This window comes from Acidovorax sp. SRB_24, from assembly GCF_012931925.1.
In genome coordinates this window covers 23,156-47,414 of the sequence record NZ_MWOM01000002.1, presented here as the reverse complement: position 1 = coordinate 47,414, position 24,259 = coordinate 23,156, and the positions used below count along the sequence as shown (strand labels likewise).

Below are 24,259 nucleotides of genomic sequence, written 5' to 3'. Positions count from 1 at the left end.
TCTCGTAATAGCGCTGGACGTGTTCGGTCAGCTGGTAGCCTCCCGAGCTGGCGCTGAAAGAGGCTGTGGCAACGGAGGAAATAGGTTTTTGCAGCATTCCAGGAAGTACTGCGGCTACAGCAACGGTTGCGCCCGCGGCTCCCGCTCCGGCGAAGACAGTGCGGCGTGAAAGAGCGGGCTGGTGCAAATCACGCGGGGGGTTTGGCAGGGACATCGGGCTAACCTCTTTCGCATAGCAACGTATTACTACTGACTTGAGCATATGCCGTGTACCTAAAACCATGCTAAGGGTTAGTACCCATCTTCCGGCCAGCTGTGCGCTGGCTAAACTCGCTGTTCAACATTGACCCTGTGCTCTGCCAAGGTGCATATTCCTACAGTGTTCTCGAACGACATTCCCCCTTCTATGCGCGTCGCTGTACGTATTGACCGTTTGCGGCAACCAACCCGCTGGGAAGATTGGCGCTTCAATATTGCAGAAGTGGTTATTGACGATGGTGGATTCGGTGATGAGCGCCGGGTGCTGCGCGACGATGGTCAGTGCGCACAATGGCTTTTCCCCCATCTGCCCGTGACTCTCCATCGGGATGAAGCGGAGGGCTATTACCTCAACCTCACGTCTGGATCCCCCGTGTGGTTCGTGATGTGGCGCACCGATCATGCGGACCCGTCGCTGGCTTGGCCCGAGATTGTGACCCTGTCATACAACGAAGCGGGACGCTGGCTCGATGCCCAGGAGCGGGTTGACAACTGTCCGCTGGATATAGGTGTGAGGGAGGCCTTGCAAGGCTACGTCGATGCCAACTACCGTCCCGAGCCCAAGAAGCGCAAACGCCCAGCCTCTTTTATAGCGCCCGAAGAGCGGCGCTGAACGCAATGGCAAAAGACGACGGCTTCCTGTCGCGCTGGTCTCAGCGCAAAGTGCAGGCGCGAGTGGGGGAGGCACCCGCGCTCACTGCGGCCGCGGCGCAAGCCCATCCAGCGGAGGCAGAGACGGCGGACGTGCAGGCTCCGGTCGTTCAGCCTTCCGCGCCTAAGCCCGCACCGCCGCCGCCCACGTTGGACGATGTGGCTGCGCTCACCCGCGAGTCTGATTTTACGCGTTTCGTGAAGCCTGAAGTGAGTGGCGAAGTGCGCAATGCCGCGCTCAAGAAACTGTTCAGCGACCCTCACTTCAATGTGATGGACGGGCTCGATACCTACATCGACGACTACAGCAAACCCGATCCGCTTCCTGCGTCGATGCTGCGGAAAATGGCGCAGGCGGCCTACCTGGGCCTGGTCGAGCCGGAGCCTGGAAAGGCTCACGCGGAAAGATCCGCTTTGCCGCCCGCCCCTGAGTCTGCGCTGGAACTGGCGCAACAGTCCCCCCATGAATGCGCAGCCGACAATGTGTCGGCTGCCATTTCTTCCGCCGAAAGATCTGATGCGGCCGCGATGAAAGTCCACGATGAAGACCCTGATCTGCGATTGCAATCGCACCATGCCCCTGGATCGCCCGGCCCTGATCCGGGTTCTGGCGAAGACCCCAGGGGCCAGTGCTGACGGCGTCGGCGACGTCCATTCCGTTCTCTGCCGGCGCGAGGCGCCTGCCTTTCAGCGTGCCGCGAAGTCGGGTGAGGACCTGCTGGTCGCCTGCACGCAGGAAAGCCGCCTGTTCCTGGAACTGTCCGAACAGACCGAAGGTGCGCCGTCAACGAACGAGCGGCCGATTCGCTTCGTCAACATCCGCGAAACCGGCGGTTGGTCGCGCGACGGCGCGGCATCCACCGCCAAGCTGGCGGCACTGATCGCTGCCGCCCAGTTGCCGCCGCCCGAGCCTGTGGCCACGGTGAGTTACCGTTCGGCTGGTCGGTGCCTGATCATTGGTCCGGGCGCCCGGGCCGAGGGTGCTGCGGCCATGCTGGGCGACAAGCTAAATTTGACACTGCTGATCGATGGTGGCGAGTTGCCGCAGGCCCATGAGCGTGTCGTCATGCGTGGCCGCCTCACGTACCTGACAGGTTGGCTTGGTGCGTTCGAAGCGGGTTGGGAAAGCACCAACCCCATTGATCTGGATCTGTGTACGCGTTGCAATGCCTGCATTGCCGCCTGTCCGGAGGGCGCAATCGACTTCGGTTACCAGGTTGATCTTGGACGATGCAAAGCGCACCGCGACTGTGTGGCTGCCTGCGAAGCGGCAGGCGCGATCGATTTCAATCGCAGTGCTCGCATCGACGAGGGGCAATTCGACCTGGTGCTGGATCTTGGCAGCACACCTGCGTGCGCCATCTACGAACCGCCGCAAGGGTATTTCCACGTGTCTGGCGAAGCCGAGCTTGCGCAAGCTGTCCTCGAATTGCGCGAGATGGTGGGTGAGTTTGAGAAGCCCAAGTTTTTTCATTATGAACAGCGACTTTGCGCACACAGCCGCAACCAGCAAATTGGCTGCTCGGCGTGTATCGATGTCTGCTCCACCCAGGCCATCCGCTCTGACGCGTCTCTCAAGGGAAAAACGGCGGGCCGTGGGCGCGGTGCTGTCGCCCATCCCAAAGCTGGCATTGTTGTTGAGCCCCATCTGTGCATGGGCTGCGGTGCCTGCGGCACGGTGTGCCCGAGCGGGGCGCTGAGCTATGGATATCCCAGGCCTGCCGACCTGGGCAAGCGCGTGCGCACGTTGCTGGGCACGTATGCCGCGGCTGGTGGTCGCGATGCCGCGCTGCTGTTGCACAGCCAGGAGGAGGGAGCGGCCAGCATCAATGCCCTAGGCCGCGCCGCGAGTGCGGGCCGGGCGCATGGCGTGCCGTCGCGTGTGCTGCCGCTGTCCTTGTGGCATAGCGCCAGCGTCGGTCTGGACGTCTGGCTCGCTGCCTTCGCTCAGGGCGCAAACCAGGTTTGGGTGCTGGTCGGTGATTCGGAGGCGCCTCAGTACCTGCAGGCGCTGTCCGAGCAGATGGCGCAAGCGCAGGCGATCTTGCATGGTTTGGGTTACGCAGGGGAGCATTTCCGGCTGATCACCGCCTCCAGCGTGAGCGCTCTGGACGACGCGCTGCGCGCGCCTGCCGCTCAGGGCGTGGCCAAACCCGCTACTTTCGCCGTTCAGTCTGACAAGCGCGGGACTCTCGAACTTGCGCTTGCGCATCTGCTGGATCAGCTGCCCCAGACTTTCATTGCTCCCGATGCGATCGCGCTGCCCGCGCCCGGTGCGCTGTATGGAGGCGTGCGCGTGGATGGCAGCAAGTGCACCTTGTGCCTTTCCTGTGTGGGCGCTTGCCCGTCCAGCGCTCTGGCCGATAACGCCGATCAGCCGCAGCTCAAGTTCATCGAAAAAAACTGCGTGCAGTGCGGCCTGTGCCAGACCACCTGCCCAGAAGATGCGATTCGGCTCGAGCCGCGTCTGCTGCTGGCCGATGGCGGCCGCGCGCGCACCCGCTCGCGGGTGCTACACGAAGCACCGCCGTTCCATTGCGTTCGTTGTGCCAAACCTTTCGGGACGTTGCGCGCTATCGAGAACATGATCACCAAGCTTGCGGGCCACGCAGCCTTCCAGGGCGCGGCTGCCGAGCGCCTGAAAATGTGCTCGGACTGCCGCGTCGTCGACATGTATTCCAATCCCAACGAACAACGCATCACCGATCTGTGAAAACCGAACCTTTCAGCGAAGAGATTGCCCGCGCCGAACTCTATGGCCTGCTGGCGCGTCTGTGGCTGGCACCGCCCGATGCGGCGCTGCTGGACCAATTCCGCGTCGCCGTGACCGAAGCCCCCGAGGCCGGTGGCTATCTGGAGGCCCCATGGCAGGCGCTGGTCGCGCGCATGCGCGAAGCCAGCGTGGAATCGGCCGCGGCCGAATTCGCGGCGCTGTTCCAGGGCGTGGGGAAGCCCGAGGTCTTTCCCTATGCGTCCTTCTTTCTGGCCGGATTCGTCAATGAGAAGCCGCTGGCGCAGTTGCGCACCGATCTGGCAGCGCTGGGCCTGACGCGCGACACGGCGCAGTTCGAGACCGAGGACCACATCGCTTACGTCTTCGAGGTGATGCGCTATCTGATCGCGGGCGATGACGCTGGTGTGAGCAACCTGGAGCAGCAACGTCGCTTCTTCCGCGTCCATGTGCAATCATGGATCGAGCCGTTGTGCCGGGCCGTGGACGAGCAGCCGAGCGCCAGCTTGTGGCGCGACGTCGCGGCGATGACGCGGGCCTTCGTGCAGATCGAGACGCAGGCCTTCGACCTGCTGGAAGCATGAGCAAGAGCACCATGAACACAACGATAAGCACGATTGCACGCGAAGACATCACCGGCTTGGTGCTTGCAGGCGGCCGGGGCACCCGCATGGGCGGGGTGGACAAGGGGCTGCAGAACCATCGCGGCATGCCGCTTGCGCTGCACACACTGCTGCGCCTGCAGCCGCACGTGGGCGCGAGCATGATCAGCGCCAACCGCAACCTGTCGGCCTACGAGGCCATGGGCGTGCCCGTGTGGCCCGATTCCACCGAGGGCTACGCCGGGCCGCTGGCGGGGTTGCTCACCGGACTGGAGCATGCGGAGACCGGCTGGCTGGTCACCGTGCCTTGCGACACGCCTGGTTTTCCCGAGGACTTCGTTGAACGTCTGGCCGCGGCTGCAGCCGAGCAGGGTGCCGACATCGCCATGGTGGCGACGCGCGAGGACGGCCAGCTGCGCCCGCAGCCCGTCTTCTGCCTGTTGCGCACCGACCTGATTGAAAGCCTGGTGGCCTTCCTGCACGCGGGCGAACGCAAGTTCGACAAGTGGACAGCGCAGCATCGCACGCTGGAAGTGCCGTTCGACGACGCAGCCGCGTTCTTCAACGCCAATACGCTGGACGAGTTGCACCAACTGCAGCGTTGAGCATCACTGCTTCGGCTTTGTGTAGCGCCACCACGCCGGCGCCTGCGTGAGCGCAAGCACCTCGCCCGGCCGATTCACCCCGTAACCGGGCAGTTTCTCCAGCGCCTCGGCCCAAGCCGGTGACGCCAGTCGCTTGCGCAAAGCCCTCAGGGGCGGCGTCTCCAGGTCTTCCTTCAGGCACAGCAGGTAATAGTTTTCGTGCACCAGGGGCGAGAAGACGAGACCCGCTTGAATGGCTGCGGCTTCGATGCCAATGCCCACGTCCGCCGCGCCTGAGGCGATGGCCGCCGCCACGGCCACATGCGTGTCCTCCATGCGCGTGGTGTAGCCCGGCACCTGTTCTGGCTGCAGCCCGCTTTGTTCGAGCAGGTGATCCGTGAGCAGCCGCGTGCCCGACGCGGGTCGGCGTGACACGAAACGCCAGCGCCCGGTGCGCAGCGCCGCGATGCTGTCGGGCCGGGGCTCGCCCGGCCGCCAGATCCAGCCCTGACGCCGCCAATGGCTGCCGATGAGCTTGTGCTGTCCAGGCTGAAGCAGCGGTCGCAAAGCGCGTGCCATCACGCTGTCGGGTGCCGCATCCTGCGCCACATGAAAGCCGGCCACGCGACAGCGGCCATCTTTGAGTGCACGCAGTGCCTCCTGGCTACCCGCGAAGCGCAGGCCTATGTGCAAACCGTCACATTCCTCGGCCAGGGCCTGCAGCCGTGGCAGGCCCAGATCATGGCTGGCGAATATCTCCAGCACCTGCAGCGTGGCGTCATCGGCCAGCGCGAACACGCGTGCCAGTTCGGCACGCAGTGCCTCCACATGGGGCGTCATGCGCACGCGCGCCTGGCGCTCGGCCCACATGAGGCGCTGGGCGAACGGGGTGAGCCGTGCACGCTTGCCTTGCCCCCAATGCACCAGGGGCGCGCCCAACACATCTTCCCAATGCTTGAGCGAGCTCCAGGCATGCCGGTAAGAGCCGTTCTGAGCGCGCGCGGCCGCGCTGATGGAGCCGTGGGCCTGAAGCGCCGAAAGCAGGTCGAAAAGCGGGTTTTCGATTTCGGCCCCCAGCTGACTGGTGGCTTTGGCGGTCTCGAAGGTATAGCGCAGATGGATGCCGCGGCGTGAAGAGGGCATGGGCAAAAGCTGAATACTCCGCAGTGTTTCGCGTTCCGCAGCTGTGCAACAGCGTTTACACGCCTGGGTTGGCGTTCGGGAAGAAGAGTTGTTCGCCGCCGATCTTGTACGAGGCGATGGCATCCTGCCCAGCGCGCGAAACGACCCAGTCGGCGAAGACCTGCGCCTGGTCTTTCTTCGTGTGCGGATGCTTGGCCGGGTTCACAACCATCACGCCGTATTGATTGAACAACTGCTTGTCACCTTCGACGACGATGGCCAAATCGCCACGGTTCTTGAAGTTGAGCCAGGTGCCGCGATCGGAGAGCACGTAGGCGTTGTTGGTGGAGGCCGCGATGTTGAGCGCCTGACCCATGCCGCAGCCGCACTCTTTGTAGCCGGCTGGCTTGGCGGCGGCGAGGTCCACGCCGGCCACCTTCCACTGGCGCAATTCGGCGGAATGTGTTCCGCTTTTGTCGCCACGCGAGACGAAGGCCATGCCCATGTCGCGCAGCCGTTTGAGCGCGTTAGCGATGTTGTTGCCGCGAACACCGGCCGGGTCGGCTTTCGGGCCCACCAGGATGAAGTCGTTGTACATGACCGGCCGACGCTCCAGTCCGAATCCCTCGGCAACAAACTTTTCCTCGGCGGGCTGGTCGTGCACGAACAGCACATCGGCGTCGCCACGGCGGGCCATGTCCAGCGCTTGGCCGGTGCCCACAGCCACCACCCGCACCTCAATGCCGGAGGCCTGCGTGAACTGTGGCAGAAGGTGCTTGAACAGGCCCGACTGCTCGGTGGAGGTGGTCGAGGCCATCACGATGAACTTGCTCTGGGCCTGAGCCAAGGGCGCGAGCAGCACAGTGGTAACAATGGCGGGGAGGGCGATGAGGACGAGGCGTTTGCGCGAGACCATGGGTGTGGGTACCTCTGACGACAAGGATGGGCCGATTTTCGAAGATTGCTCTTCAATGCACCATATGAGCAGCAGAGCATAGGTGGAGCGCGCAACCCGGGTGGGGTGGCTGTGCCGCTGCCTCAACTGCGCGGGTCGATTCGAAAGCCCAGATTGCGCAGCGCCGTGCGCGCAGCCTCGGATTGCAGCAGCGCGATGAACGCTTTCACTGCGGCCCGCTCCAGTCGCGCCTTGGGCACCACGAAGTCATAGCGCTCTTCCTGCACCGGAATGAAGCCCAGCCCGTACTGCCGCGCGACCGTGTCGATGGCCAGTCCCCAGTCGGCGCGTTGCTGCGCGACGGCGACCGCTACCGCATTGTGCGACTTGGTCTGCACGCCATAGCCCGCGGGTTTTGCATCACCCAGCAACCGGTCAATGAGGATGCGGGTGCCGCTGCCCGCATTGCGATTGACCATCGTGCAGCCGCGTTCGGCGATGGCGGCGGCAATGGCCGCGGCGGCATTGCGGCCTTCAAAGCGCACATCCCCGGGGCGGTAGACGATGCCCTGCATGCGGCCATAGCCGGGAATCAGCTCCAGCGCCGGTGTGAGCAGCGGCCGGTTGTATTCGCCCGTGGCCGGATCCATCAGATGGATGCCCGCCACATCGCATTCGCCGCGCTTGGCCGCCATCAGGCCGCCGGTGCTGCCAACGCTCATGGTCTTGATGCGAATGCACTGGCGCATGAGTTCGCCCGAGAGCCAATCCAGCCCCACGCAATGGCTGCCGATGAGAATGAGGTCCGCCGGGTCCAGGCCCTCGCCGAGCAGTTGCACCTGCACGAGCGCGCCTGCATCGAGGATCTCGGTGTGCTGACCGATCGTGATGAAGCCGTCCGCACTGCTGAAGGTGGTGACCGAGCCCGAGCCTTTGCCCATGGGGTAGGCTGCCAGGCCTTCGTCGGTGGGCACCAGTCCCACGAGCAGGTATTCGGTGCGGCCGCGCTCGGAGTTCACGCGCATGGGCAGCGTGGCAGGCACCTGCGTGCGCTGCTCGCGCGGCAGGCCCGCGAAGGCGCGGATCACGGGCGCGAGGAATTCGTGGAAGGTGAAAACGGCCGAGGTCGGGAAGCCCGGCAGGATCACCACCGGCTTGCCGTCCGTGACCGCCAGGCAGACCGGCTTCCCAGGCTTGAGCGCCACGCCGTGCGCTACGATCCCCGGGTCGCTGAGCGCGGCCACCACGCGGTAGGACAGGTCGCCTTCGCCCTTCGATGTGCCGCCGGAGAAAACCACAGCGTCGCAATCCAACCCCTTCGTGAGCGCGGCTGACAGGGCTGCCTCGTCATCGGGGACCACGCCCAGCCGCACAGGTTCGCCACCCAATTCCTCTACGGCAGCAGCGATGATGGCGGCGTTGGAGTCGTACACCGCGCCCGTGGGCAGCGGCGCACCGGGCGCAACAATTTCATTGCCGGTGGAAAAGATCGCCACACGCGGCCTGCGGTGCACTCTGATCTCGGCCAATCCCAGCGCCGCCAGCACGCCAATCTCCCGCGAGCTCAGTGGCTGGCCTGCGCGCAGCACGGTTTCGCCGCGTGCGATGTCGGTGCCCGCGTAGCTCACATTCTCTCCGGCCGTTGCAGCGCGTCGGATTTGTACGCTGCCGCCATCGACGTCGGTGTGCTCCACCATCACCACCGCATCCGCTCCGCGTGGCAGCATGCCCCCGGTGGCGATGGACGTAGCCAGGCCAGCCGCCACTTCGCGGCGCGGCACGGTGCCAGGCGCCAGCGATTCATCGGTCAGCGCCACTGCGCGCGCCTCTTCTTCCATCGCACCCCAGGTGTCGGCTGCCTGCAAGGCGAAGCCATCGACGTTGGACCGGTCAAACCCGGGGACATCGATGGGGGCCACCACATCCTCGGCCAAAACCCTGCGAAGAGCGGCATGCAACGCGACGGTCTCGCTGCCGAGGGGCTTGAGCGTCAGGTGTTCACGGAAGCGGCGCTCGGCTTCGTCCCGCGTGACAACATGGAGGAATTGGGTTTGAGCTTTCACGGCCATTCGTAGAGATAGACGCTCACTTCGGAGCCGGGGCCATAGCCTTCGCTTTCAGAGGGCGCGATCACGAAACCATCGGCCCGCGTGGTGGTGCTCAGCATGGAGGCCCCCGACAGGGCGAGGGGCTCCACGCCGTCGGCGCCGAGCCGCACGCGCACATAGTCAACGCGGCCCACTTGCGAGACGATCTTGCGCGCCACCGTGGCACGTTGTGTGCGATATGGCCAGTCTCCAGGCCGACCGCCCATGGTGCGGACTGCGCGGCCTGCAAAAAAGTCGTACGCGCACAGGCACGACACCGGGTTGCCGGGCAACAAAAATACCAGTGCGCCTGCGATGCGCCCCATGCCAGCCGGGCTGGACGGACGCATGGCAACGCCGTGGATCGCCAACTCGCCCACCTTGGCCAACACACGAGGGGCATGGTCTTCTGCGCCGACGCTCGAGCCACCAGAAACCAGCACCACGTCAGCGCCGGGGGCCTGCAGCGCTTGCTCGATCGTCCCCGCATCGTCGCCCAGCCGCTGGTGCGATTCGAGCACCCCCCCGTCCCGCGCCACCAGGCCGCGCAATGTCATCGAATTGGCGTCATAGATCTCGTAGGGGCCTTTGGGGCTTCCGGGGGGGCGCACTTCGTTCCCGGTGACCAGCAGACGCACCCGCGGCCGACGCACCACCTCCAGGCTCGCTATGCCCAACGACGCGACCAACCCCACATCCTGCGGGCGCAGTCGACGACTGGCGTGGAGCGCCGTGCTACCGCGCGCTATGTCTTCGCCAACGTGACCCACGTGCTGCCCCGGAGCGACCGCGCGAGTGATGGTGAGGCGCCCCTCATGCTCGCTCGCGTATTCGGCGGGCACTACGGCGTCGCATCCGCAGGGCACCGGTGCTCCCGTCATGATGCGGATGGCGGTACCAGACAACACGTCGCCTTCGAAAGGCCGACCAGGCCACGCTTCGCCCACCAGTGGAAATTCCAGCGGGTTGTATTCGCCGGCACCCATGGTTTCTTTGCCGTGCAGCGCGTACCCGTCCATGGCTGCGCGGTCGAACTCGGGTACCGCGATGGGGGCGATCACGTCTTGGGAGAGGACACGTCCACTGGCCTCTTCGACTGCCACGGTTTCGCTGGACAAAAGCGGCGTGTTGGCATCAATCCAGGCCAGTGCGGATGCAACCTCTGCGCGCTGCGAGAAGCCGCGCATGCGCACGTCGGAGGGAGCGGTGAGGTGGGGTGTGGGCATTCAATTTAGTATAAGAGGTCGGTGCCCGAGCGTCGTTCTGCCCACCAATCACACGGCCGTCGAGCCACCCGGTTCTGTCGGTGCAACGGACGCATCGCTTTTCATGCGTCGATCGCCGGTGGTGCTCACCGATCCTGGCAGCGCAGCGGAGTGGCCGTGGCCTCGTTGCTGCCCCTTGTCCAGGTCATCGAACGAAACGTGTGCCGCTTTCACCGAAGCGCCACCGCGCTGGTGGTTTGGCACGTCTCAAGATCGACCAGCGCTTTGTGCGCTGGCTGGCCGGTGGCTTCGGGGCCCCGGGCCACCATGAGCCCGCAGCGCTGGCGCGCGCCGCAAGAGACCCATCCCACGGCCTGAGGACCGGGAACCGGTGCGCTCAGCGTGCGAGCGCCGCACCAGGGGCACCGAGTTCCGCCAGATCGCGTTCGAGCAGCGCAGGGTCTCCGAGTTGCAGTTCGATCAGCCGGCGCAAATGTGTCACGCTGTCGAGGTCGATGCCGCGGCACAACAGGCCGGCGTGGCGCCCCTCCACATAGGCCACCTGTACCGACATGGCGATGTGTGTTCCCGTGCCGGTCAGGGGCACCGTGAGACGGCACAGTGCGCCGGGCTCCAGGGGGGCCAGCGTGGGCAGCACCACCAAAGCCCCCTTGAGTGAGAGGTCCAGCACCTGGGTCCGACGCGTGCCGCTGGGCATGGCCAACTGCGCTGGCGCCTCAAAGAGGACCCGGATGAAATGGCGTCGTTCGTAGGGCATGGTGTTCTCCGCGCGGCTCCAGCCAATGGTCGCCATGCTAATGCAGGGGAAGCGAAATGTGCAGTTCCGGGCATGCCCCGCGACAGCCATCGCGCGAGCCATGTCCTTCAAGCGTCTGTGGCCGCAGTCCCACACCGATGGTGCCGTTGTTTGCTTCTAAAAATATAGCAATAGACGATGATAGGCAAACGGTATGTGGCGATTTTGCTGGGATTTAGGTGGCGTATTGGCAGGCGCCATGCCGCGCGACATTGGATTTACTTACACTTTTAACCGGTGGTGGCACCGGAAGTGCCCCAGGACTTGTTACAACGGAAGAGTTCACCCATCTTTGAGGAATCCCCCATGAATCCAATACGCAGCCTGCTTTGTGCAGGTGCCGCAGCACTGCTTTGGGCGACCGCCGCGGGCGCTCATGCGCAGGCCTATGTCAATGCCACGGTGGACGGCGTCATTGCTCCCGGCGTGTATGGCCGGGTCCAGATTGGCAACGCGCCGCCCCCGCTGCTGTATGCGCAGCCGGTGCTGATCCAGCGACCGCCCGTGGTGGTGCACCAGGAACCGCTGTACCTGTACGTGCCGCCAGGCCATGCCAAGAACTGGCGCAAGCACTGCGCGCGCTACAACGCCTGCGCCCAGCCGGTGTACTTTGTCAAGGAGCCGCCCCGCCGCGGCCCGCACGGAGGGAAGGGCGGCCGCGACGACCGCTGGCACGGCGATGCGAGGCACGACCACGGCCGCGACCGTGATCGCGACCATGGCCGGGGCCACGACAAGGGCCACGGCAAAGGCCACGGGCGGCACGGCGACTGAGCTGCCTGCAGGGCGCGTGCTTGCCTGGGGCCGCCCATTCTGGGGGTAAGCTCGCACGCTATGGCGTCTGTCACTTTTTCTCCCCCGCTGTCTTCTCCCTCGCATGTCGCGCAGGCTTTGCGCAATGAGGGTTTTGCCGTGCTCGCCCCGGCCGACGTGGCCGCATGGGCGGGCTGTTCGCTGAGCGACCTGCAGGCATTGCGGGCGGACTGGGAGGAACTGCCGCCCGACGCCTACCTGAAGGACGGTGGGCGCTACAGGCACCGGCGCCATTCGTGCTTTGTGGTGCAGGAGGGCGTGGTGCAGCAGGTGCCGCACCGTGCACACTGGCAGCCGATCGAGTACAACGCCCTGCACGGTGGCATGGAACGGTGGTTCGAGCCCATGCGTGCCGATTCGCTGCAGCACCCCGCGTGGGGGCACTTGCTGCGAGCGCTGGCGGATGTGTGCGATGCGCTGTTCGCGCCGGCAGGCACTGCGCTGCCGTGGTTTGTCGAGGCGCACCAGTTCCGCATCGACACCACCGACGGCATTGGCCGGCCCACCCCCGAGGGCGCGCACCGCGACGGCGTGGACTTGGTGGCGGTCTTCCTGGTGGGGCACAGCGGTGTCAAGGGCGGGGAAACGCGGGTGTTCGAGGCCAGTGCGCGCGGCGGCCAGCGTTTTACACTGACCGAGCCCTGGTCGCTGCTGCTGCTCGACGACGCGCGCATGGTGCACGAGACCACGCCGATCCAGCCCTTGGCCGAGGGCGGGCACCGCGACACGCTGGTGGTGACCTGCCGGCGTGGCAGCTTTCAGGGCAGCGATGCCATGCGCGATCGCACCTGATTTGACGCGAGTCAAGACGCCGCGCCGCGCGAGGGCGACACTTGGGCTTTACTTCCTCAGGCGCCGCCTGATAACAACCACCGAAGGAGAGGTTTCATGTTCAAACACATTCTGGTTCCTGTGGACGGCTCGCCCACCGCGATGCTGGCGGTGTCCAAGGCCGCTGCCCTGGCCAAGACGTTTGGCAGCGCGATCACGGCGCTGTATGTGATCGATCCTTACCCGTTCACCGGCGTCGGCGCCGATTTCGCCTACGGACAGGCCCAGTACCTCGCGGCCGCCACGGCCGAGGCCAACACCGCGCTCGATGCGGTCAAGAAAGCGATGGAAGAGGCTGGCATCGCGGTCAATACCGTGGTGGGCGAGGGCCATGCGGTGCACGACGGCATCGTGCGTGCCATCGAAAGCACGGGCGCCGACCTGGTGGTCATGGGCTCGCACGGCCGCCGCGGCCTCGAAAAACTCATGCTCGGCAGCGTGACCCAGCGCGTGTTGGGCGTGGTGAAGGTGCCTGTGCTGGTGGTGCGCGACTGATGGCGCGTTGGCGGCCCGCAGGGGCGTGACCCTGCGCAAGGGAAAAAAAACGGCTCCGTTCTGGAGCCGTTGTTGTTGGTGCCGGGCCGGCTTATTCGATCTTGGCGCCCGAAGCCTGCACGATGCCCTTCCACTTGGCGTAGTCGGTCTTGAGCAGCGTGGCAAAGCGTTCGGGGCTCATGGCCTCGGCCTCGGCGCCCTGGGCCTGGATAGCGGCCTTCATCTCGGGCGTGGCCAGCAGCTTGTTCACCTCGGCGTTGACGGTGTTCACGATGGCAGCGGGCGTGCCGGCAGGCATGAACAGGCCGTACCAGGTGCTCACGTCAAAGTCCTTGAAGCCCGACTCGGCCACGGTGGGCACCTCGGGCAGCGACGAGCTGCGCCTGGCCGAGGTGACGGCCAGCGGGCGCAGCTTGCCGGACTTGATCTGGCCCATGGCCGAGGGCAGGGACGACACCAGCAGGTCCACGTTGCCGGCCAGCGCGTCCATCAGCGCGGGGTTGGAGCCCTTGTAGGGGATGTGGCTGAGCTTGATCCCGGCAGCTTTTTCGAACAGGTCGCCCGCCAGGTGGATGGACGTGCCATTGCCGGGCGAGCCGTAGGTGATCTTGCCGGGCTCGGCGCGCGCTGCGGCGATCACATCCGCGAGGGTCTTGAACCTGGAGTTGGCGCTGGTGGCGATGACCACCGGCGTGTAGGCCACGTGCGCCACGGCCACCAGGTCCTTGGTGGGGTCCCAGGGCAGGTTCTTGTACAGCCACGGGCCGATCACGAGGTTGTCCTTCTGGCCCATCACCATGTCGTAGCCCGTGGGGGCGGCCTTCACGGCTTCGCTGATGCCGATGGTGCCGCCCGCGCCGGCCTTGTTGTCGGCCACCACGGTCCAATGCGCCTGTTCGGCGAGTTTGGTGGCCACCAGGCGCGCGAGGATGTCGGTGCCGCCGCCGGGCGGGAACGGCACGATCATGCGCACCGGCTTGGTGGGGTAGGCCGCGGCGGGGGCCTGGGCATGGGCCGCGGTGCCCAGCGCGAGCGCGAGGGCGGTGAACGAAAGAAGGTGGCGAATCATCGGGTAGGGTCTCCAAAAAAAGAAGGGCTGCGTCTGCGCGCGCCGCTGCGGTGGCCTGGAAGGCACCGGGCATGATCGCTGATCATGGACGGTGCGCAACCTTGCCCATCGGGCGGGCGGCAGCGCAAACGGCGGGCGCGGCGCAGGTACGGGGTTACATGCGTTCAAAAATGGCGGCGATGCCCTGGCCGCCGCCAATGCACATCGTGACAAGGGCGTAGCGGCCCTGGATGCGCTGCAGCTCGTGCAGGGCTTTCACGGTGATCAGCGCGCCGGTGGCGCCGATCGGGTGGCCCAACGAGATGCCCGAGCCGTTGGGGTTGACCTTGGCCGGGTCCAGCCCCAGGTCGCGGCTGACGGCGCAGGCTTGCGCGGCAAAGGCTTCGTTGGCCTCAATCACGTCGAGGTCGTTGACCGTGAGGCCGGCTTTCTTGAGCGCCAGCTGCGTGGCCGGCACGGGGCCGATGCCCATGTACTTCGGGTCCACGCCCGCGTGCGCATAGGCCACGAGGCGGGCCAGCGGCTTGGCGCCGCGGGCCTGGGCGGTCTTCGCTTCCATCAGCACCACGGCGGCGGCAGCATCGTTGATGCCCGAGGCATTGCCGGCCGTCACGGTGCCGTTTTCCTTGGCGAACACGGGCTTGAGCTTGGCCATGTCTTCGAGCGTGGCGCCGGGGCGGAAATGCTCGTCGGTGGCGTAGGCCACTTCGCCCTTGCGGCCCTTGAGCATGACCGGGACGATCTGGCCGTGGAAGTAGCCCGCCTGCGTGGCGCGCTCGGCGCGGTGGTGGCTTTCCACCGCCAGCCGATCCTGCTCTTCGCGCGTGATGCCCCATTTGGCGGCGATGTTCTCGGCCGTCACGCCCATGTGGATGGTGTGGAACGGGTCGTGCAGCGCGCCCATCATCATGTCGATCATTTTCGTGTCGCCCATGCGCGCGCCAAAGCGCGTGGCCAGGCTGGCATAGGGCGCGCGGCTCATGTTCTCGGCGCCGCCGCCGATGGCGATATCGGCGTCGCCCAGCAGGATCGACTGGCTGGCGTTGACGATGGCCTGCAGGCCCGAGCCGCACAGGCGGTTGACGTTGTAGGCCGGCGTGCGTTCGCCGCAGCCGCCCTGGATCGCCGCGACGCGCGAGAGGTACATGTCCTTGGGCTCGGTATTGACGACGTGGCCGAACACCACGTGGCCGACGTCCTGGCCGTCGACGTGGGCGCGCGCCAGCGATTCGCGCACGACCAGGGCACCGAGTTCGGTGGGGGGCACGTCCTTCAAGCTGCCGCCAAAGGTACCGATGGCGGTGCGCACGCCGCTGACAACTACGACTTCACGGGTCATGGGAAACTCCTTTTAAGGGTCAAATGGGCTTCAAACGCTTGCTCTGCCTGCGCTGGTAGCTATCAAAATCATTCTGGAGGCGCTCAGGCCTCGCGCACGTCGGCGACCGGGTGGGTGCCAAAGTCCGGCCTCTGCAGCCAGGCCAGCACGCGGGCCGCGGCGTCGTCGGTCGAGGTGAGCTGGCCCGCCGTTTTGAGGCGGGCAAAGCTCTGTGCATCCGGAAAGGCGGCCGGGTCGGTGCCGCGCAGTTGGAGCTGCATGTCGGTGTCGATCACACCGGGAGCCAGCGAGCATACCTTGGCGCCGTGCGGCTGCAGCGCTTCGTCGAGCGCCAGGCAGCGCGTGAAATGGTCCATGCCGGCCTTGGCCGCGCAGTAGGCCGACTGCGACGCCATGGCGCGCCGGCCCAGCCCCGACGAGATGTTGAGCACCTTGCGCGGAACGCCCCAGTCCGCGGTGGCGCCCAGGAAGGCCGCGCACAGCAGCAGGGGTGCCTCCAGGCCCACGCGCAGGGCTCGCGCGAGGTCCGCCGGGGCGCTGGCGGACAGCGGCGCCACCGGCGGTATCACGCCGGCGTTGTTGATCAGTGTGGCGCTCTGCACCTCGCCGCGGGGCTGGGCGCCCAGCCAGCTGCGCAGCCGCTCGGCCGCTGCCTCGCCCTGCGCCAGGTCTTGCTGCCACTGCTCCAGTTGGGCGCCCGACGCTTGGGCCTGGGCGGCCAGGTCGGTGTTGGCGTGGCGGGAAATGGCCAGCAGCAGGTGGCCGGGGCGCAACAATTGGCGCGCCATGGCCAGGCCCATGCCGCGCGAGGCGCCTGTGAGGATGGTGAGGTGGTAAGGCATGGCGTGATGTTAGCGGGCCGCAGCGCGCGGGCCTGTCGTGGCTGCGACGGCGGCGAGGGACAGTCGCTGGGGTTTTGAAAATGATAGCTGTCAGCGCTTGTCCCATCAGCGTTCGGGGCTGTTTTGGCTTAAAAATCCGCCGGCAGGGCGTATTGCACCCAGGCGCCGCTTTCCGGGTGCGCGAACGCCAGCCGCGTGGCGTGCAGCAGCAGGCGCGGCGTGCGCGCTGCGGTGGCGGCGTCGGCATAGAGCGCGTCGCCCAGGATGGGGTGGCCCAGGGCCGCGAGGTGCACGCGCAGCTGGTGCGTGCGGCCGGTGACGGGTTCGAGTTCGAGCCGCGTGGTCTGCGCGGCCGCGTCGTGGCCGAGCACGCGCCAGCGCGTCTGGCTCGGCTTGCCGTGCGCGGCATCGACCACGCGCAGCGGGCGCCGCTCCCAGTCGGCGGCAATCGGCAGGTCGATGCTGCCCCAGGCACCGCCGGCGGGCGCGGCCATGCAGCCCTGCACCACGGCCTGGTAGCGCTTTTCGACATGGCGCTCGGCAAAGGCCTGGCTGAGGGCGCGCTGCACGCCTGCGCTGCGCGCCATCAGCACCAGGCCCGAAGTGGCCATGTCCAGCCGGTGCACGACCAGGGCACCGGGCCAGCGCTGCTGGGCGCGCGCGCTCAGGCAGTCCTGCTTGTCGGCGCCGCGCCCGGGCACGCACAGCAGGCCGGCGGGCTTGACCAGCACCAGCAGGCTGTCGTCGGCGTGCAGGCAGGTGATGGCGGGCGCGCCGTGCGGCTCAATGACCGACATGGCCTGTGCCATCGGGGTCGCCGCCCTCGCCGCTGAGCAGGCGTTGCACTGTGGCGCACAGTTCCTCGGCGTCGTTGGGTTTGTGGATCAGGGCGCGTGCGCCTTCGGCCAACGCGGCCTGCTCGATCTCGGCCGTGACATAGCCCGAGGCCAGCGCCACCGGCAGGTCGGCGCGGATGGCGTGGGCCTCGCGCACCAGGTCCACGCCGCAGTAGCCGGGCATGTTGTAGTCGGTCACCAGCAGGTCGTAGCGCTGCGGGTCGGCGCGCAGCGCGGCGGCGGCGGCGCGCGGGTCGGTGAAGCCGCTGACGGTGTAGCCGCGCCGGCGCAGCAGGCGCTGCACGAGAAAGACCAGCGCCTCGTCGTCGTCCACGTACATGACGTGGTGGTGCGCAGGCGCTGGCGTGGCTGCGGGGGCCGGTGCGGCGGCTGCTGCGGCAGGCGCCGCGGCCGCAGCAGCGGTGCCGGGCGGCGCGGGTTCGGCCACCGGGAAGTACAGCGTGAAGCGGCTGCCCTGGCCGGGCGTGCTGTGCACGTCGACCGCGCCCTGGTGCGTGCGCATGACGCCATGCACCACGGCCAGGCCCAGGCCCGTGCCCTGGCCCACGGGCTTGGTCGTGAAGAAGGGCTCGAACACGCGCTGCAAGGTCGCCGAGTCCATGCCCGGGCCGCTGTCGTGCACGGTGATGGCCACGTAGCTGCCCTGCGCCAGGCCCAGGCGCTCGCACAGCCGCGGGTCGGGGTGGGCCAGCACGGTCTCCACGGTGACCGTGCCGCGCGCCTCGCCGATGGCGTGGATGGCGTTGGTGCACAGGTTCAGCAGGGCCTGTTCGACCTGGGTGGGGTCGGCGTGGATGGCCGGCAGCGGGCGGGCGGTGTGCAGGCACAGCTCGATGGCCGGCGGCAGGGTCACGCGCAGCAGGCGCTGGGTGTCGTGCAGCACCTCGGACACCACCACGGCGCTGCGGTGCGGCGGCTCGTTGCGGCTGAAGGTGAGGATCTGGCGCACCAGGTCGCGCGCGCGGCGGCCCGCTTTTTCGATCTCGACCAGGCTTTCGAAGGCCGGCGCATCGGGGCCGCAGTCGGCCTTGGCCAGCTCGGCGTTGCCCAGGATGGCGCTGAGGATGTTGTTGAAGTCGTGCGCAATGCCGCCGGCCATGGTGCCCACGGCCTGCATCTTGTGCGACTCGCGCAGCTGGGCTTCGAGCTCGTTGCGGTGCGCCTCGGCCTTCTTGCGGCCCGTGAGGTCGCGCGCGAACACGGTCGTGGTCTCGCCCTCGGCGTGGCGCTCGAACGACACGCTCACTTCCACGGCCAACTCCTTGCCGCTGGCGCTGATCGCGGTCATCTCGCCCAGCAGGGCCTGGGTGGTGAGCTGGGCGAAGGCCAGGGCCTGCCCGGCCTCGGGCAGGAAGCGCGTGAGCGGGCTGCCCAGCGCGTCGCTGGCGGCGCACTGGAACAGCACCGCTGCCGTGGGGTTGAAGACCGTGATGCGCTGGTGCTGGTCGACGCAGACGATGGCGTCGAGGGCGGAGTTGATGACCGCTTCGAGCCGGCGTTCGCTGGCGTGCAGCTGGGCGTTGCGCTGCTGCAGTGCCTGCGCGCTGTGCTGCAGCGCCCGTCGCTCGGCCAGCAGCGGGCCCTGGTCGATGACGGCGCAGAGAAACTGCAGCAGCGTGGGCTCGCCGTCCTGCGGCGCCTCGATGCGGGCGATGTGCAGGTCGCCAGTGATGTGGCTGTGCGCACCGCAGCGGAACACCACTTCGGTCGCCTCGCCGTGGCCTTCGGTGCGCGCGCGCGCAAAAGCCTGCTGCACGCGCTCGGTGTCTGCGGCGCTGACGAAAGGCAGCAGCGACGTGAGAGGGCGGTCGCCTTCGGTGGGCTGGAACGAGCGGTGCGCCATCGCATTGGCCTGTACCACCATGTCGTGCTCGTCGAGCACCATAAGGGCCAGCGGCACGCTCGAAAACAGCGTCTCGAAGCGCTCGGAGGCGCTTTCGGCCGCTGCCTGGCTGTAGCGCAAAACCTTGTTTTGCACCTCCAGTTCGGCTTGGTAGGCGCGCAGCTCGGCGATCAGGCTGGCCACGGCGCCGGTGGGCCGGTCGGCCATCTGCCGGCGATCGGTGTCGGCGGCCGCGTCCGGCGGTGGCGCTGGGGACTCGGCGGTGCGCAGAAGAAAGGAGAGGTCGGGGCGGCTCATAAAGGGGGTGGCCGCACAGGCCGGCGGCAGCTGCGCTGCGCGCCGGGGTGTCGGCTGCGGCAGTGTAAGCGCGCCGCCGCCTGCCGACCGCCCGCGGCGGGCGGACTCAGGCTTCGTAGTCGCCGACCGGCAGGCAGCTGCAAAACAGGTTGCGGTCGCCGTACACGTTGTCGACGCGGCCCACGGGCGACCAGTATTTGGTCTGGCGCAGCGAGGGCACGGGGTAGGCCGCCGCCTCGCGCGGGTAGGGGCGGGTCCACTCGTGGGTGAGCAGGCTCTCGGCCGTGTGCGGTGCGTTCTTGAGCGGGTTGTCGTCCTGCGGCCAGGTGCCGGCCTCGATCTGGCGGATCTCGTGGCGGATCGCGACCATCGCGTCGATGAAGCGGTCGATCTCGTACAGCGTCTCGCTCTCGGTGGGCTCGACCATCAGCGTGTTGGGCACGGGGAAGGAGAGCGTGGGGGCGTGGAAGCCGTAGTCGATCAGCCGCTTGGCCACGTCCTCGGCCATCACGCCGCTGCTGTCCTTGAGCCCGCGCAGGTCCAGGATGCATTCATGCGCCACATGGCCGTTGGCGCTGGCGTACAGCGTCGGGTAGTGGGACGCCAGGCGGGCGCTGATGTAGTTGGCGCTCAGGATGGCGGTCTCGGTGGCGGCCTGCAGCCCTTCGGCGCCCATCATGCGGATGTACATCCAGCTGATCGGCAGCACGGCGGCATTGCCCAGCGGCGCTGCGCTGACCGCGCCCACGCCGCCCGCCACACCGCCCGCCACACCGCCCGTGGCATGGCCGGGCAGGTAGGGCACGAGGTCCTCGACCACGCACACGGGGCCGACGCCGGGGCCGCCGCCGCCGTGCGGGATGCAGAAGGTCTTGTGCAGGTTCAGGTGGCTCACGTCGCCGCCGAACTCGCCGGGCGCGGCCACGCCGACCAGCGCGTTCATGTTCGCGCCGTCCACATAGACGCGGCCGCCGTGCTGGTGTACCAGGGCGCACAGCGCTTTCACCTGGGTCTCGAACACCCCGTGCGTGCTGGGATAGGTGATCATCACGCAGGCCAGGCGGTCGCTGTGCCGCTCGCATTGGGCCTGCAGGTCGTCCAAATCCACGTTGCCGTTGGCGTCGCAGGCGGTCACCACGACCTGCATGCCCACCATCTGGGCGCTGGCGGGGTTGGTGCCGTGCGCGCTGCTGGGGATCAGGCAGATGTTGCGGTGGCCCTGGCCCTGGGCCGCGTGGTAGGCCTTGATGGCGAGCAGGCCGGCGTATTCGCCCTGCGAGCCGGCGTTGGGCTGCAGGCTGATGCCGGCGTAGCCTGTGGCCTGGCACAGCCAGGCGCGCAGCTGCGCGTCGAGCTCGGCGTAGCCCTGCAGCTGGTCGGCCGGCGCGAACGGGTGCATGTTCGCGAACTCGGGCCAGGTGATCGGGATCATTTCGCTCGTGGCGTTGAGCTTCATGGTGCACGAGCCCAGCGGGATCATGCTGCGGTCGAGCGCCAGGTCCTTGTCGGACAGCTGGCGGATGTAGCGCAGCATGGCCGTCTCGGAATGGTGGGTGTTGAAGACCGGGTGCGTGAGGTAGCTGCTGGTGCGGCGCAGCCCGGCAGGGATCAAGGGCTCGACGCCGTCTTCAAAGGCGTCGAAGCTTGGAAGCGGCTGGCCGTCCTGCGCAAAGATCTGCCACAGCAGCTCGATGTCGGCGCGCGTGGTGGTTTCGTCGAGCGAGATGCAGAGATAGTCTTCGAAGTAAATTCGCAGGTTGGCGCCCATCTGCACTGCGCGAGCAGCTATGGTTTTGGTAGCGTCATCGGTTTTCAGCGACAGGGTGTCGAAGCAGTGTTGCGGGCGCACGGGGGCCCCCAGCTGTGCGAGGCCCTGCGCCAGGATGGCGGTGTAGGCTGCCACGCGCTGCGCAATGCGGCGCAGGCCCTGCGGCCCGTGGTAGACCGCGTACATGCTGGCGATCACCGCCGGCAGCACCTGGGCGGTGCAGATGTTGGAGGTGGCTTTTTCGCGGCGGATGTGCTGCTCGCGTGTCTGCAGGGCCAGGCGGTAGGCCGGGTTGCCGTGCGTGTCCACGCTCACGCCGACCAGGCGCCCGGGCAGCGAGCGCTTGAACTCGTCGCGGCAGGCCATGTAGGCGGCGTGCGGGCCGCCAGCGCCCATGGGCATGCCCAGGCGCTGCGTGGTGCCGACGACGATGTCGGCGCCCCATTCGCCGGGCGGCGTGATCAGCGTGAGGGCCAGCAGGTCGGCTGCTGCGATGAAGGCGGCCTGTCGGGCGTGGGCTTTCTCCACGTCGGCACGCAGGTCGTCGATGCGGCCGCTGGTGGCGGGGTACTGGGCCAGCACGGCGAAATAGTCGCCGTCCAGCGCGGCGTCCCACTGTTCGCGTGAATCAGCGAGCACGACCTCAATGCCCAGCGGCTGGGCGCGGGTCTGGATGACCTCGATGGTCTGCGGGTGCGCGTCGCCGGCCACGATGAAGCGGTTGCTGCGGGATTTGACCGAGCGCTTGGCCAGCGCCATGGCCTCGGCGGCGGCCGTGGCCTCGTCGAGCATGGAGGCGTTGGCCATGGGCATGGCCGTGAGGTCGCACACCAGGGTCTGGAAATTGAGCAGGGCTTCGAGGCGGCCCTGTGAGATCTCGGCCTGGTAAGGCGTGTAGGCCGTGTACCAGGCCGGGTTCTCCAGCACGTTGCGCAGGATGACGCCGGGCGTGTGCGTGCCGTAGTAGCCCTGGCCGATGAAGCTGCGCAGGACTTTGTTCTTCGATGCCAACGCCTTGAGTTCGGCCAGCGCCTGCGCCTCGGTCACCGGCGCGGGCAGGTCCATGGCGCGGCTGCGCGCAATGGAACGGGGCACGATGGAGTCGATGAGGGCGCGGCGCGAGGCCTCGCCGACCACCGACAGCATGTGCGCCTCGTCGGCCGGATCGATGCCGATGTGGCGGGGCAGGAATTCGGTGGCGTTTTCGAGCTCGCCGAGCGGCGAAAGGTTCTGCAGGGCGGAGGGCATCGGCATGGGAAGGGCCAGTCTGGAAGGGGGTTAGGCGTTCTGGGCGAAGTCGGTGTAGGCGGTCTCGTCCATGAGCTCGGTCAGTTGCGCCGGGTCGCTGAGCTTGACCTTGAAGAACCAGCCTGCGCCCAGCGGGTCGGAGTTGGCGAGCGACGGGTCGGCGCGCAGGGCTTCGTTGACTTCGACGATTTCGCCGCTCAGCGGCATGAACACATCGGCCGCGGCCTTGACCGACTCGACCACGCCGGCGACATCGCCCTGCGCAAAGGTGGCGCCGACTTCGGGCAGGTCGACGAAGACCACGTCGCCCAGCGCGTCTTGCGCGTGCACGGTGATGCCGACAACGGCGGCCTGGGGGTCAGCGGCGTTGACCCATTCGTGGTCGCGCGAGTAATGGATGGACATGGAACAGTTCTCCGGTCAAAGTGGTGGAATCAGGAATGTAACGGGCGGCGCAGGCAAAAAACGCATGGGCGCACGCCCGCAGCTGCGGTCAGCCGCGGTGGTAGCGCGTGGGCACGAAGGGCGTGGGCGCCACCACCATGGGCACGGGCTTGCCGCGCACGAGGGCGAACAGTTCGGTGCCAACGGGGGCGTAGTCGGGCTGCACATAGGCCATGGCGATGGGCTGGTTCAGCGTGGGGCTCAGCAGGCCGCTGGTGACCTGGCCGACGGCCTGGCCGTCCAGGTTCTCCAGCACGGCGGGTTCGCGCACGGGGACGCGCTCTTTGGCGACCAGGGCGACGCGCTTGCGCGTGAGCAGGGCGGGGTCGTCGAGCTGCGCCAGCACCGTGCCGGCGCCGGGAAAGCCGCCCGCGCGCGCGCCGCCGCTGCGGCGCACCTTCGAGATCGCCCAGTTCAGGCCCGCCTCGGGCGGCGTGGTGCTGGTGTCGAGGTCGTTGCCGTACAGGCACAGGCCCGCTTCCAGGCGCAGCGAGTTGCGTGCACCCAGTCCGATGGGCTTGACTTGGGGCTGCGCCAGCAGCGCGCGCGCCAGGGTGTCGGCCTGGGCGGCGGGCACGGAGATTTCAAAACCGTCCTCGCCGGTGTAGCCGCTGCGCGTGACAAAGCAGTCGCTGCCCGCGATGCGGAAGTTGCCGCCGGTCATGAACACCAGCTTGTCGGTGCCGGGCGCCAGGCGCGCGAGCACGGCTGCGGCGTGCGGGCCCTGCAGCGCCAGCAGGGCCTGGTCGGGCAGCGCAATGACCTGGCAGCGCTGGCCGATGTGGGCCTGGATGTGCGCGATGTCGCCCAGCTTGCAGGCGCCGTTGACGATGGCGAAGATCTCGTCCTGCGCCACGCGAAAAAACATCAGGTCGTCGATGATTCCGCCCGCGTCGTTGAGCAGCAGGCCGTAGCGCTGCTTGCCCACGGGCAGGTCGACGACGTCGACGGGCATCAGGGTTTCGAATGCGGCCGCGGCGTCGGGTCCGATCAGGCGCAGCTGGCCCATGTGCGAGACATCGAACAGGCCGGCTGCCTGGCGCGTGTGCAGGTGCTCGGCCATCAGGCCGGCGGGGTACTGCACGGGCATGGAGTAGCCGGCGAACGGCACCATGCGCGCGCCCAGTTCGAGGTGCAGCGCGTTCAGCGGCGTGGTCAGCAAGGGGGCGGCGGCGGTGGCGGACATGGAGATCTCCAGGGCAAATGGGGGCCGTGGCCCACAGGCCACGCGATTTGCCCTGCTGTCCGCTTTACCTGAGAGATTCGCCCGGCGCTGCACAGCGCGGGGGTTGCTCCTTCGGTGGGTGGCCGCTGGGGCGGCCACCTCTCTCCAGCAAGGGAACGCCCGCATCCCTGCGGGCGCTTGTCAGTCCTTTTGCCTGAGCGTTTGGTTTTCACCTGCGCCTTCGGCGGTACCGCGCACCAGGCAATGGCGGGGCACTCTCTCCTGAACCGGCGAAT

General features: G+C 67.4%; 21 protein-coding genes and 2 riboswitches. Of the genes, 8 read left to right on the top strand and 13 right to left on the bottom strand.

What is annotated here, in order from left to right:
• The first annotated feature begins 406 nt into the window (after positions 1 to 406).
• Genes B2J89_RS00880 through mobA form a run of 5 tightly spaced genes read left to right on the top strand, consistent with a single transcriptional unit; the run spans position 407 to position 4,847 of the window.
• Positions 407 to 871 carry a DUF3305 domain-containing protein gene (locus B2J89_RS00880; protein WP_169167343.1) on the top strand — a complete coding sequence of 155 codons (465 nt, stop codon included), beginning with the start codon at positions 407 to 409 and terminating at the stop codon, positions 869 to 871.
• Positions 872 to 876: 5 nt separating this feature from the next.
• On the top strand, positions 877 to 1,545 hold the full coding sequence (locus tag B2J89_RS00875) for a DUF3306 domain-containing protein (protein ID WP_169167342.1): 669 nt from the start codon (positions 877 to 879) through the stop codon (positions 1,543 to 1,545).
• On the top strand, positions 1,451 to 3,622 hold the full coding sequence (locus B2J89_RS00870; protein WP_169167341.1) for a 4Fe-4S binding protein: 2,172 nt from the start codon (positions 1,451 to 1,453) through the stop codon (positions 3,620 to 3,622). Before B2J89_RS00875 ends, B2J89_RS00870 begins: the two co-directional genes overlap by 95 nt.
• Positions 3,619 to 4,224 (top strand): molecular chaperone TorD family protein, encoded by a 606-nt coding sequence (locus tag B2J89_RS00865; RefSeq protein WP_169167340.1) that lies wholly within the window; start codon positions 3,619 to 3,621, stop codon positions 4,222 to 4,224. The genes B2J89_RS00870 and B2J89_RS00865 overlap by 4 nt, the downstream gene beginning before the upstream one ends.
• Positions 4,225 to 4,235: 11 nt before the next feature.
• Positions 4,236 to 4,847 (top strand): molybdenum cofactor guanylyltransferase MobA, encoded by a 612-nt coding sequence (gene mobA / locus B2J89_RS00860; protein WP_169167339.1) that lies wholly within the window; start codon positions 4,236 to 4,238, stop codon positions 4,845 to 4,847.
• Positions 4,848 to 4,850: 3 nt separating this feature from the next.
• On the opposite strand, the gene B2J89_RS00855 is transcribed toward mobA, so the two are convergent.
• The 5 genes from B2J89_RS00855 to B2J89_RS00835 form a co-directional block, all read right to left on the bottom strand.
• Positions 4,851 to 6,092: a substrate-binding domain-containing protein gene (locus tag B2J89_RS00855; RefSeq protein ID WP_240964670.1), complete on the bottom strand. Its 1,242-nt coding sequence runs from the start codon at positions 6,090 to 6,092 to the stop codon at positions 4,851 to 4,853.
• Entirely contained in the window at positions 6,025 to 6,864 is an 840-nt protein-coding gene (locus tag B2J89_RS00850) for a substrate-binding domain-containing protein (RefSeq protein WP_169167338.1), read from the bottom strand. Before B2J89_RS00850 ends, B2J89_RS00855 begins: the two co-directional genes overlap by 68 nt.
• 122 nt (positions 6,865 to 6,986) lie before the next feature.
• Complete coding sequence (locus tag B2J89_RS00845) at positions 6,987 to 8,906, bottom strand: molybdopterin biosynthesis protein (protein WP_371809013.1); 1,920 nt, start codon at positions 8,904 to 8,906, stop codon at positions 6,987 to 6,989.
• Entirely contained in the window at positions 8,903 to 10,156 is a 1,254-nt protein-coding gene (gene glp / locus B2J89_RS00840; protein ID WP_169167336.1) for a gephyrin-like molybdotransferase Glp, read from the bottom strand. The genes B2J89_RS00845 and glp overlap by 4 nt, the downstream gene beginning before the upstream one ends.
• 376 nt (positions 10,157 to 10,532) lie before the next feature.
• Positions 10,533 to 10,913 carry a PilZ domain-containing protein gene (locus B2J89_RS00835; protein WP_169167335.1) on the bottom strand — a complete coding sequence of 127 codons (381 nt, stop codon included), beginning with the start codon at positions 10,911 to 10,913 and terminating at the stop codon, positions 10,533 to 10,535.
• Between the two features lie 345 nt (positions 10,914 to 11,258).
• Between B2J89_RS00835 and B2J89_RS00830 the strand changes: the two genes are divergently transcribed.
• The 3 genes from B2J89_RS00830 (at position 11,259) to B2J89_RS00820 (ending at position 13,091) form a co-directional block, all read left to right on the top strand.
• Positions 11,259 to 11,726, top strand: a complete 468-nt coding sequence (locus tag B2J89_RS00830; protein ID WP_169167334.1) for a hypothetical protein — start codon at positions 11,259 to 11,261, stop codon at positions 11,724 to 11,726.
• A gap of 60 nt (positions 11,727 to 11,786) precedes the next feature.
• A complete protein-coding gene (locus B2J89_RS00825; RefSeq protein WP_169167333.1) occupies positions 11,787 to 12,557 on the top strand; it encodes a 2OG-Fe dioxygenase family protein in 771 nt (256 codons plus the stop codon).
• A gap of 96 nt (positions 12,558 to 12,653) precedes the next feature.
• Complete coding sequence (locus tag B2J89_RS00820) at positions 12,654 to 13,091, top strand: universal stress protein (RefSeq protein ID WP_169167332.1); 438 nt, start codon at positions 12,654 to 12,656, stop codon at positions 13,089 to 13,091.
• Between the two features lie 91 nt (positions 13,092 to 13,182).
• On the opposite strand, the gene B2J89_RS00815 is transcribed toward B2J89_RS00820, so the two are convergent.
• From B2J89_RS00815 to gcvT, 8 genes are all read right to left on the bottom strand, one after another.
• Complete coding sequence (locus tag B2J89_RS00815) at positions 13,183 to 14,160, bottom strand: tripartite tricarboxylate transporter substrate binding protein (protein ID WP_169167331.1); 978 nt, start codon at positions 14,158 to 14,160, stop codon at positions 13,183 to 13,185.
• Between the two features lie 154 nt (positions 14,161 to 14,314).
• Positions 14,315 to 15,499, bottom strand: coding sequence for a beta-ketothiolase BktB (bktB, locus tag B2J89_RS00810; protein WP_169167330.1), 1,185 nt, complete (start codon positions 15,497 to 15,499; stop codon positions 14,315 to 14,317).
• Between the two features lie 83 nt (positions 15,500 to 15,582).
• Entirely contained in the window at positions 15,583 to 16,341 is a 759-nt protein-coding gene (locus B2J89_RS00805; RefSeq protein ID WP_169167329.1) for an SDR family NAD(P)-dependent oxidoreductase, read from the bottom strand.
• Between the two features lie 128 nt (positions 16,342 to 16,469).
• The gene (locus B2J89_RS00800; protein WP_169167328.1) at positions 16,470 to 17,138 is read right to left on the bottom strand and encodes an RluA family pseudouridine synthase; all 669 of its coding nucleotides are present in this window, start codon (positions 17,136 to 17,138) and stop codon (positions 16,470 to 16,472) included.
• A complete protein-coding gene (locus B2J89_RS00795; RefSeq protein WP_169167327.1) occupies positions 17,125 to 19,338 on the bottom strand; it encodes a PAS domain-containing sensor histidine kinase in 2,214 nt (737 codons plus the stop codon). Before B2J89_RS00795 ends, B2J89_RS00800 begins: the two co-directional genes overlap by 14 nt.
• A 106-nt stretch (positions 19,339 to 19,444) precedes the next feature.
• Positions 19,445 to 22,360 carry an aminomethyl-transferring glycine dehydrogenase gene (gene gcvP, locus B2J89_RS00790; protein ID WP_169167326.1) on the bottom strand — a complete coding sequence of 972 codons (2,916 nt, stop codon included), beginning with the start codon at positions 22,358 to 22,360 and terminating at the stop codon, positions 19,445 to 19,447.
• 24 nt (positions 22,361 to 22,384) lie between these two features.
• Positions 22,385 to 22,759, bottom strand: coding sequence for a glycine cleavage system protein GcvH (gcvH, locus tag B2J89_RS00785; protein WP_169167325.1), 375 nt, complete (start codon positions 22,757 to 22,759; stop codon positions 22,385 to 22,387).
• Between the two features lie 88 nt (positions 22,760 to 22,847).
• Positions 22,848 to 23,984: a glycine cleavage system aminomethyltransferase GcvT gene (gene gcvT, locus B2J89_RS00780; RefSeq protein WP_169167324.1), complete on the bottom strand. Its 1,137-nt coding sequence runs from the start codon at positions 23,982 to 23,984 to the stop codon at positions 22,848 to 22,850.
• Between the two features lie 45 nt (positions 23,985 to 24,029).
• Positions 24,030 to 24,142: riboswitch (glycine riboswitch) on the bottom strand.
• 13 nt (positions 24,143 to 24,155) lie between these two features.
• Positions 24,156 to 24,258: riboswitch (glycine riboswitch) on the bottom strand.
• Position 24,259 lies beyond the last annotated feature (1 nt).

Coding starts and splice junctions, on each gene's coding strand:
- B2J89_RS00880 (WP_169167343.1), top strand. CDS start 407: ATGCGCGTCGCTGTACGTATTGACCGTTTGCGGCAACCAACCCGCTGG.
- B2J89_RS00875 (WP_169167342.1), top strand. CDS start 877: ATGGCAAAAGACGACGGCTTCCTGTCGCGCTGGTCTCAGCGCAAAGTG.
- B2J89_RS00870 (WP_169167341.1), top strand. CDS start 1,451: ATGAAGACCCTGATCTGCGATTGCAATCGCACCATGCCCCTGGATCGC.
- mobA (WP_169167339.1), top strand. CDS start 4,236: ATGAACACAACGATAAGCACGATTGCACGCGAAGACATCACCGGCTTG.
- B2J89_RS00855 (WP_240964670.1), bottom strand. CDS start 6,092: ATGCCATCGCCTCGTACAAGATCGGCGGCGAACAACTCTTCTTCCCGA.
- B2J89_RS00850 (WP_169167338.1), bottom strand. CDS start 6,864: ATGGTCTCGCGCAAACGCCTCGTCCTCATCGCCCTCCCCGCCATTGTT.
- glp (WP_169167336.1), bottom strand. CDS start 10,156: ATGCCCACACCCCACCTCACCGCTCCCTCCGACGTGCGCATGCGCGGC.
- B2J89_RS00835 (WP_169167335.1), bottom strand. CDS start 10,913: ATGCCCTACGAACGACGCCATTTCATCCGGGTCCTCTTTGAGGCGCCA.
- B2J89_RS00830 (WP_169167334.1), top strand. CDS start 11,259: ATGAATCCAATACGCAGCCTGCTTTGTGCAGGTGCCGCAGCACTGCTT.
- B2J89_RS00825 (WP_169167333.1), top strand. CDS start 11,787: ATGGCGTCTGTCACTTTTTCTCCCCCGCTGTCTTCTCCCTCGCATGTC.
- B2J89_RS00820 (WP_169167332.1), top strand. CDS start 12,654: ATGTTCAAACACATTCTGGTTCCTGTGGACGGCTCGCCCACCGCGATG.
- B2J89_RS00815 (WP_169167331.1), bottom strand. CDS start 14,160: ATGATTCGCCACCTTCTTTCGTTCACCGCCCTCGCGCTCGCGCTGGGC.
- bktB (WP_169167330.1), bottom strand. CDS start 15,499: ATGACCCGTGAAGTCGTAGTTGTCAGCGGCGTGCGCACCGCCATCGGT.
- B2J89_RS00805 (WP_169167329.1), bottom strand. CDS start 16,341: ATGCCTTACCACCTCACCATCCTCACAGGCGCCTCGCGCGGCATGGGC.
- B2J89_RS00800 (WP_169167328.1), bottom strand. CDS start 17,138: ATGTCGGTCATTGAGCCGCACGGCGCGCCCGCCATCACCTGCCTGCAC.
- B2J89_RS00795 (WP_169167327.1), bottom strand. CDS start 19,338: ATGAGCCGCCCCGACCTCTCCTTTCTTCTGCGCACCGCCGAGTCCCCA.
- gcvP (WP_169167326.1), bottom strand. CDS start 22,360: ATGCCGATGCCCTCCGCCCTGCAGAACCTTTCGCCGCTCGGCGAGCTC.
- gcvH (WP_169167325.1), bottom strand. CDS start 22,759: ATGTCCATCCATTACTCGCGCGACCACGAATGGGTCAACGCCGCTGAC.
- gcvT (WP_169167324.1), bottom strand. CDS start 23,984: ATGTCCGCCACCGCCGCCGCCCCCTTGCTGACCACGCCGCTGAACGCG.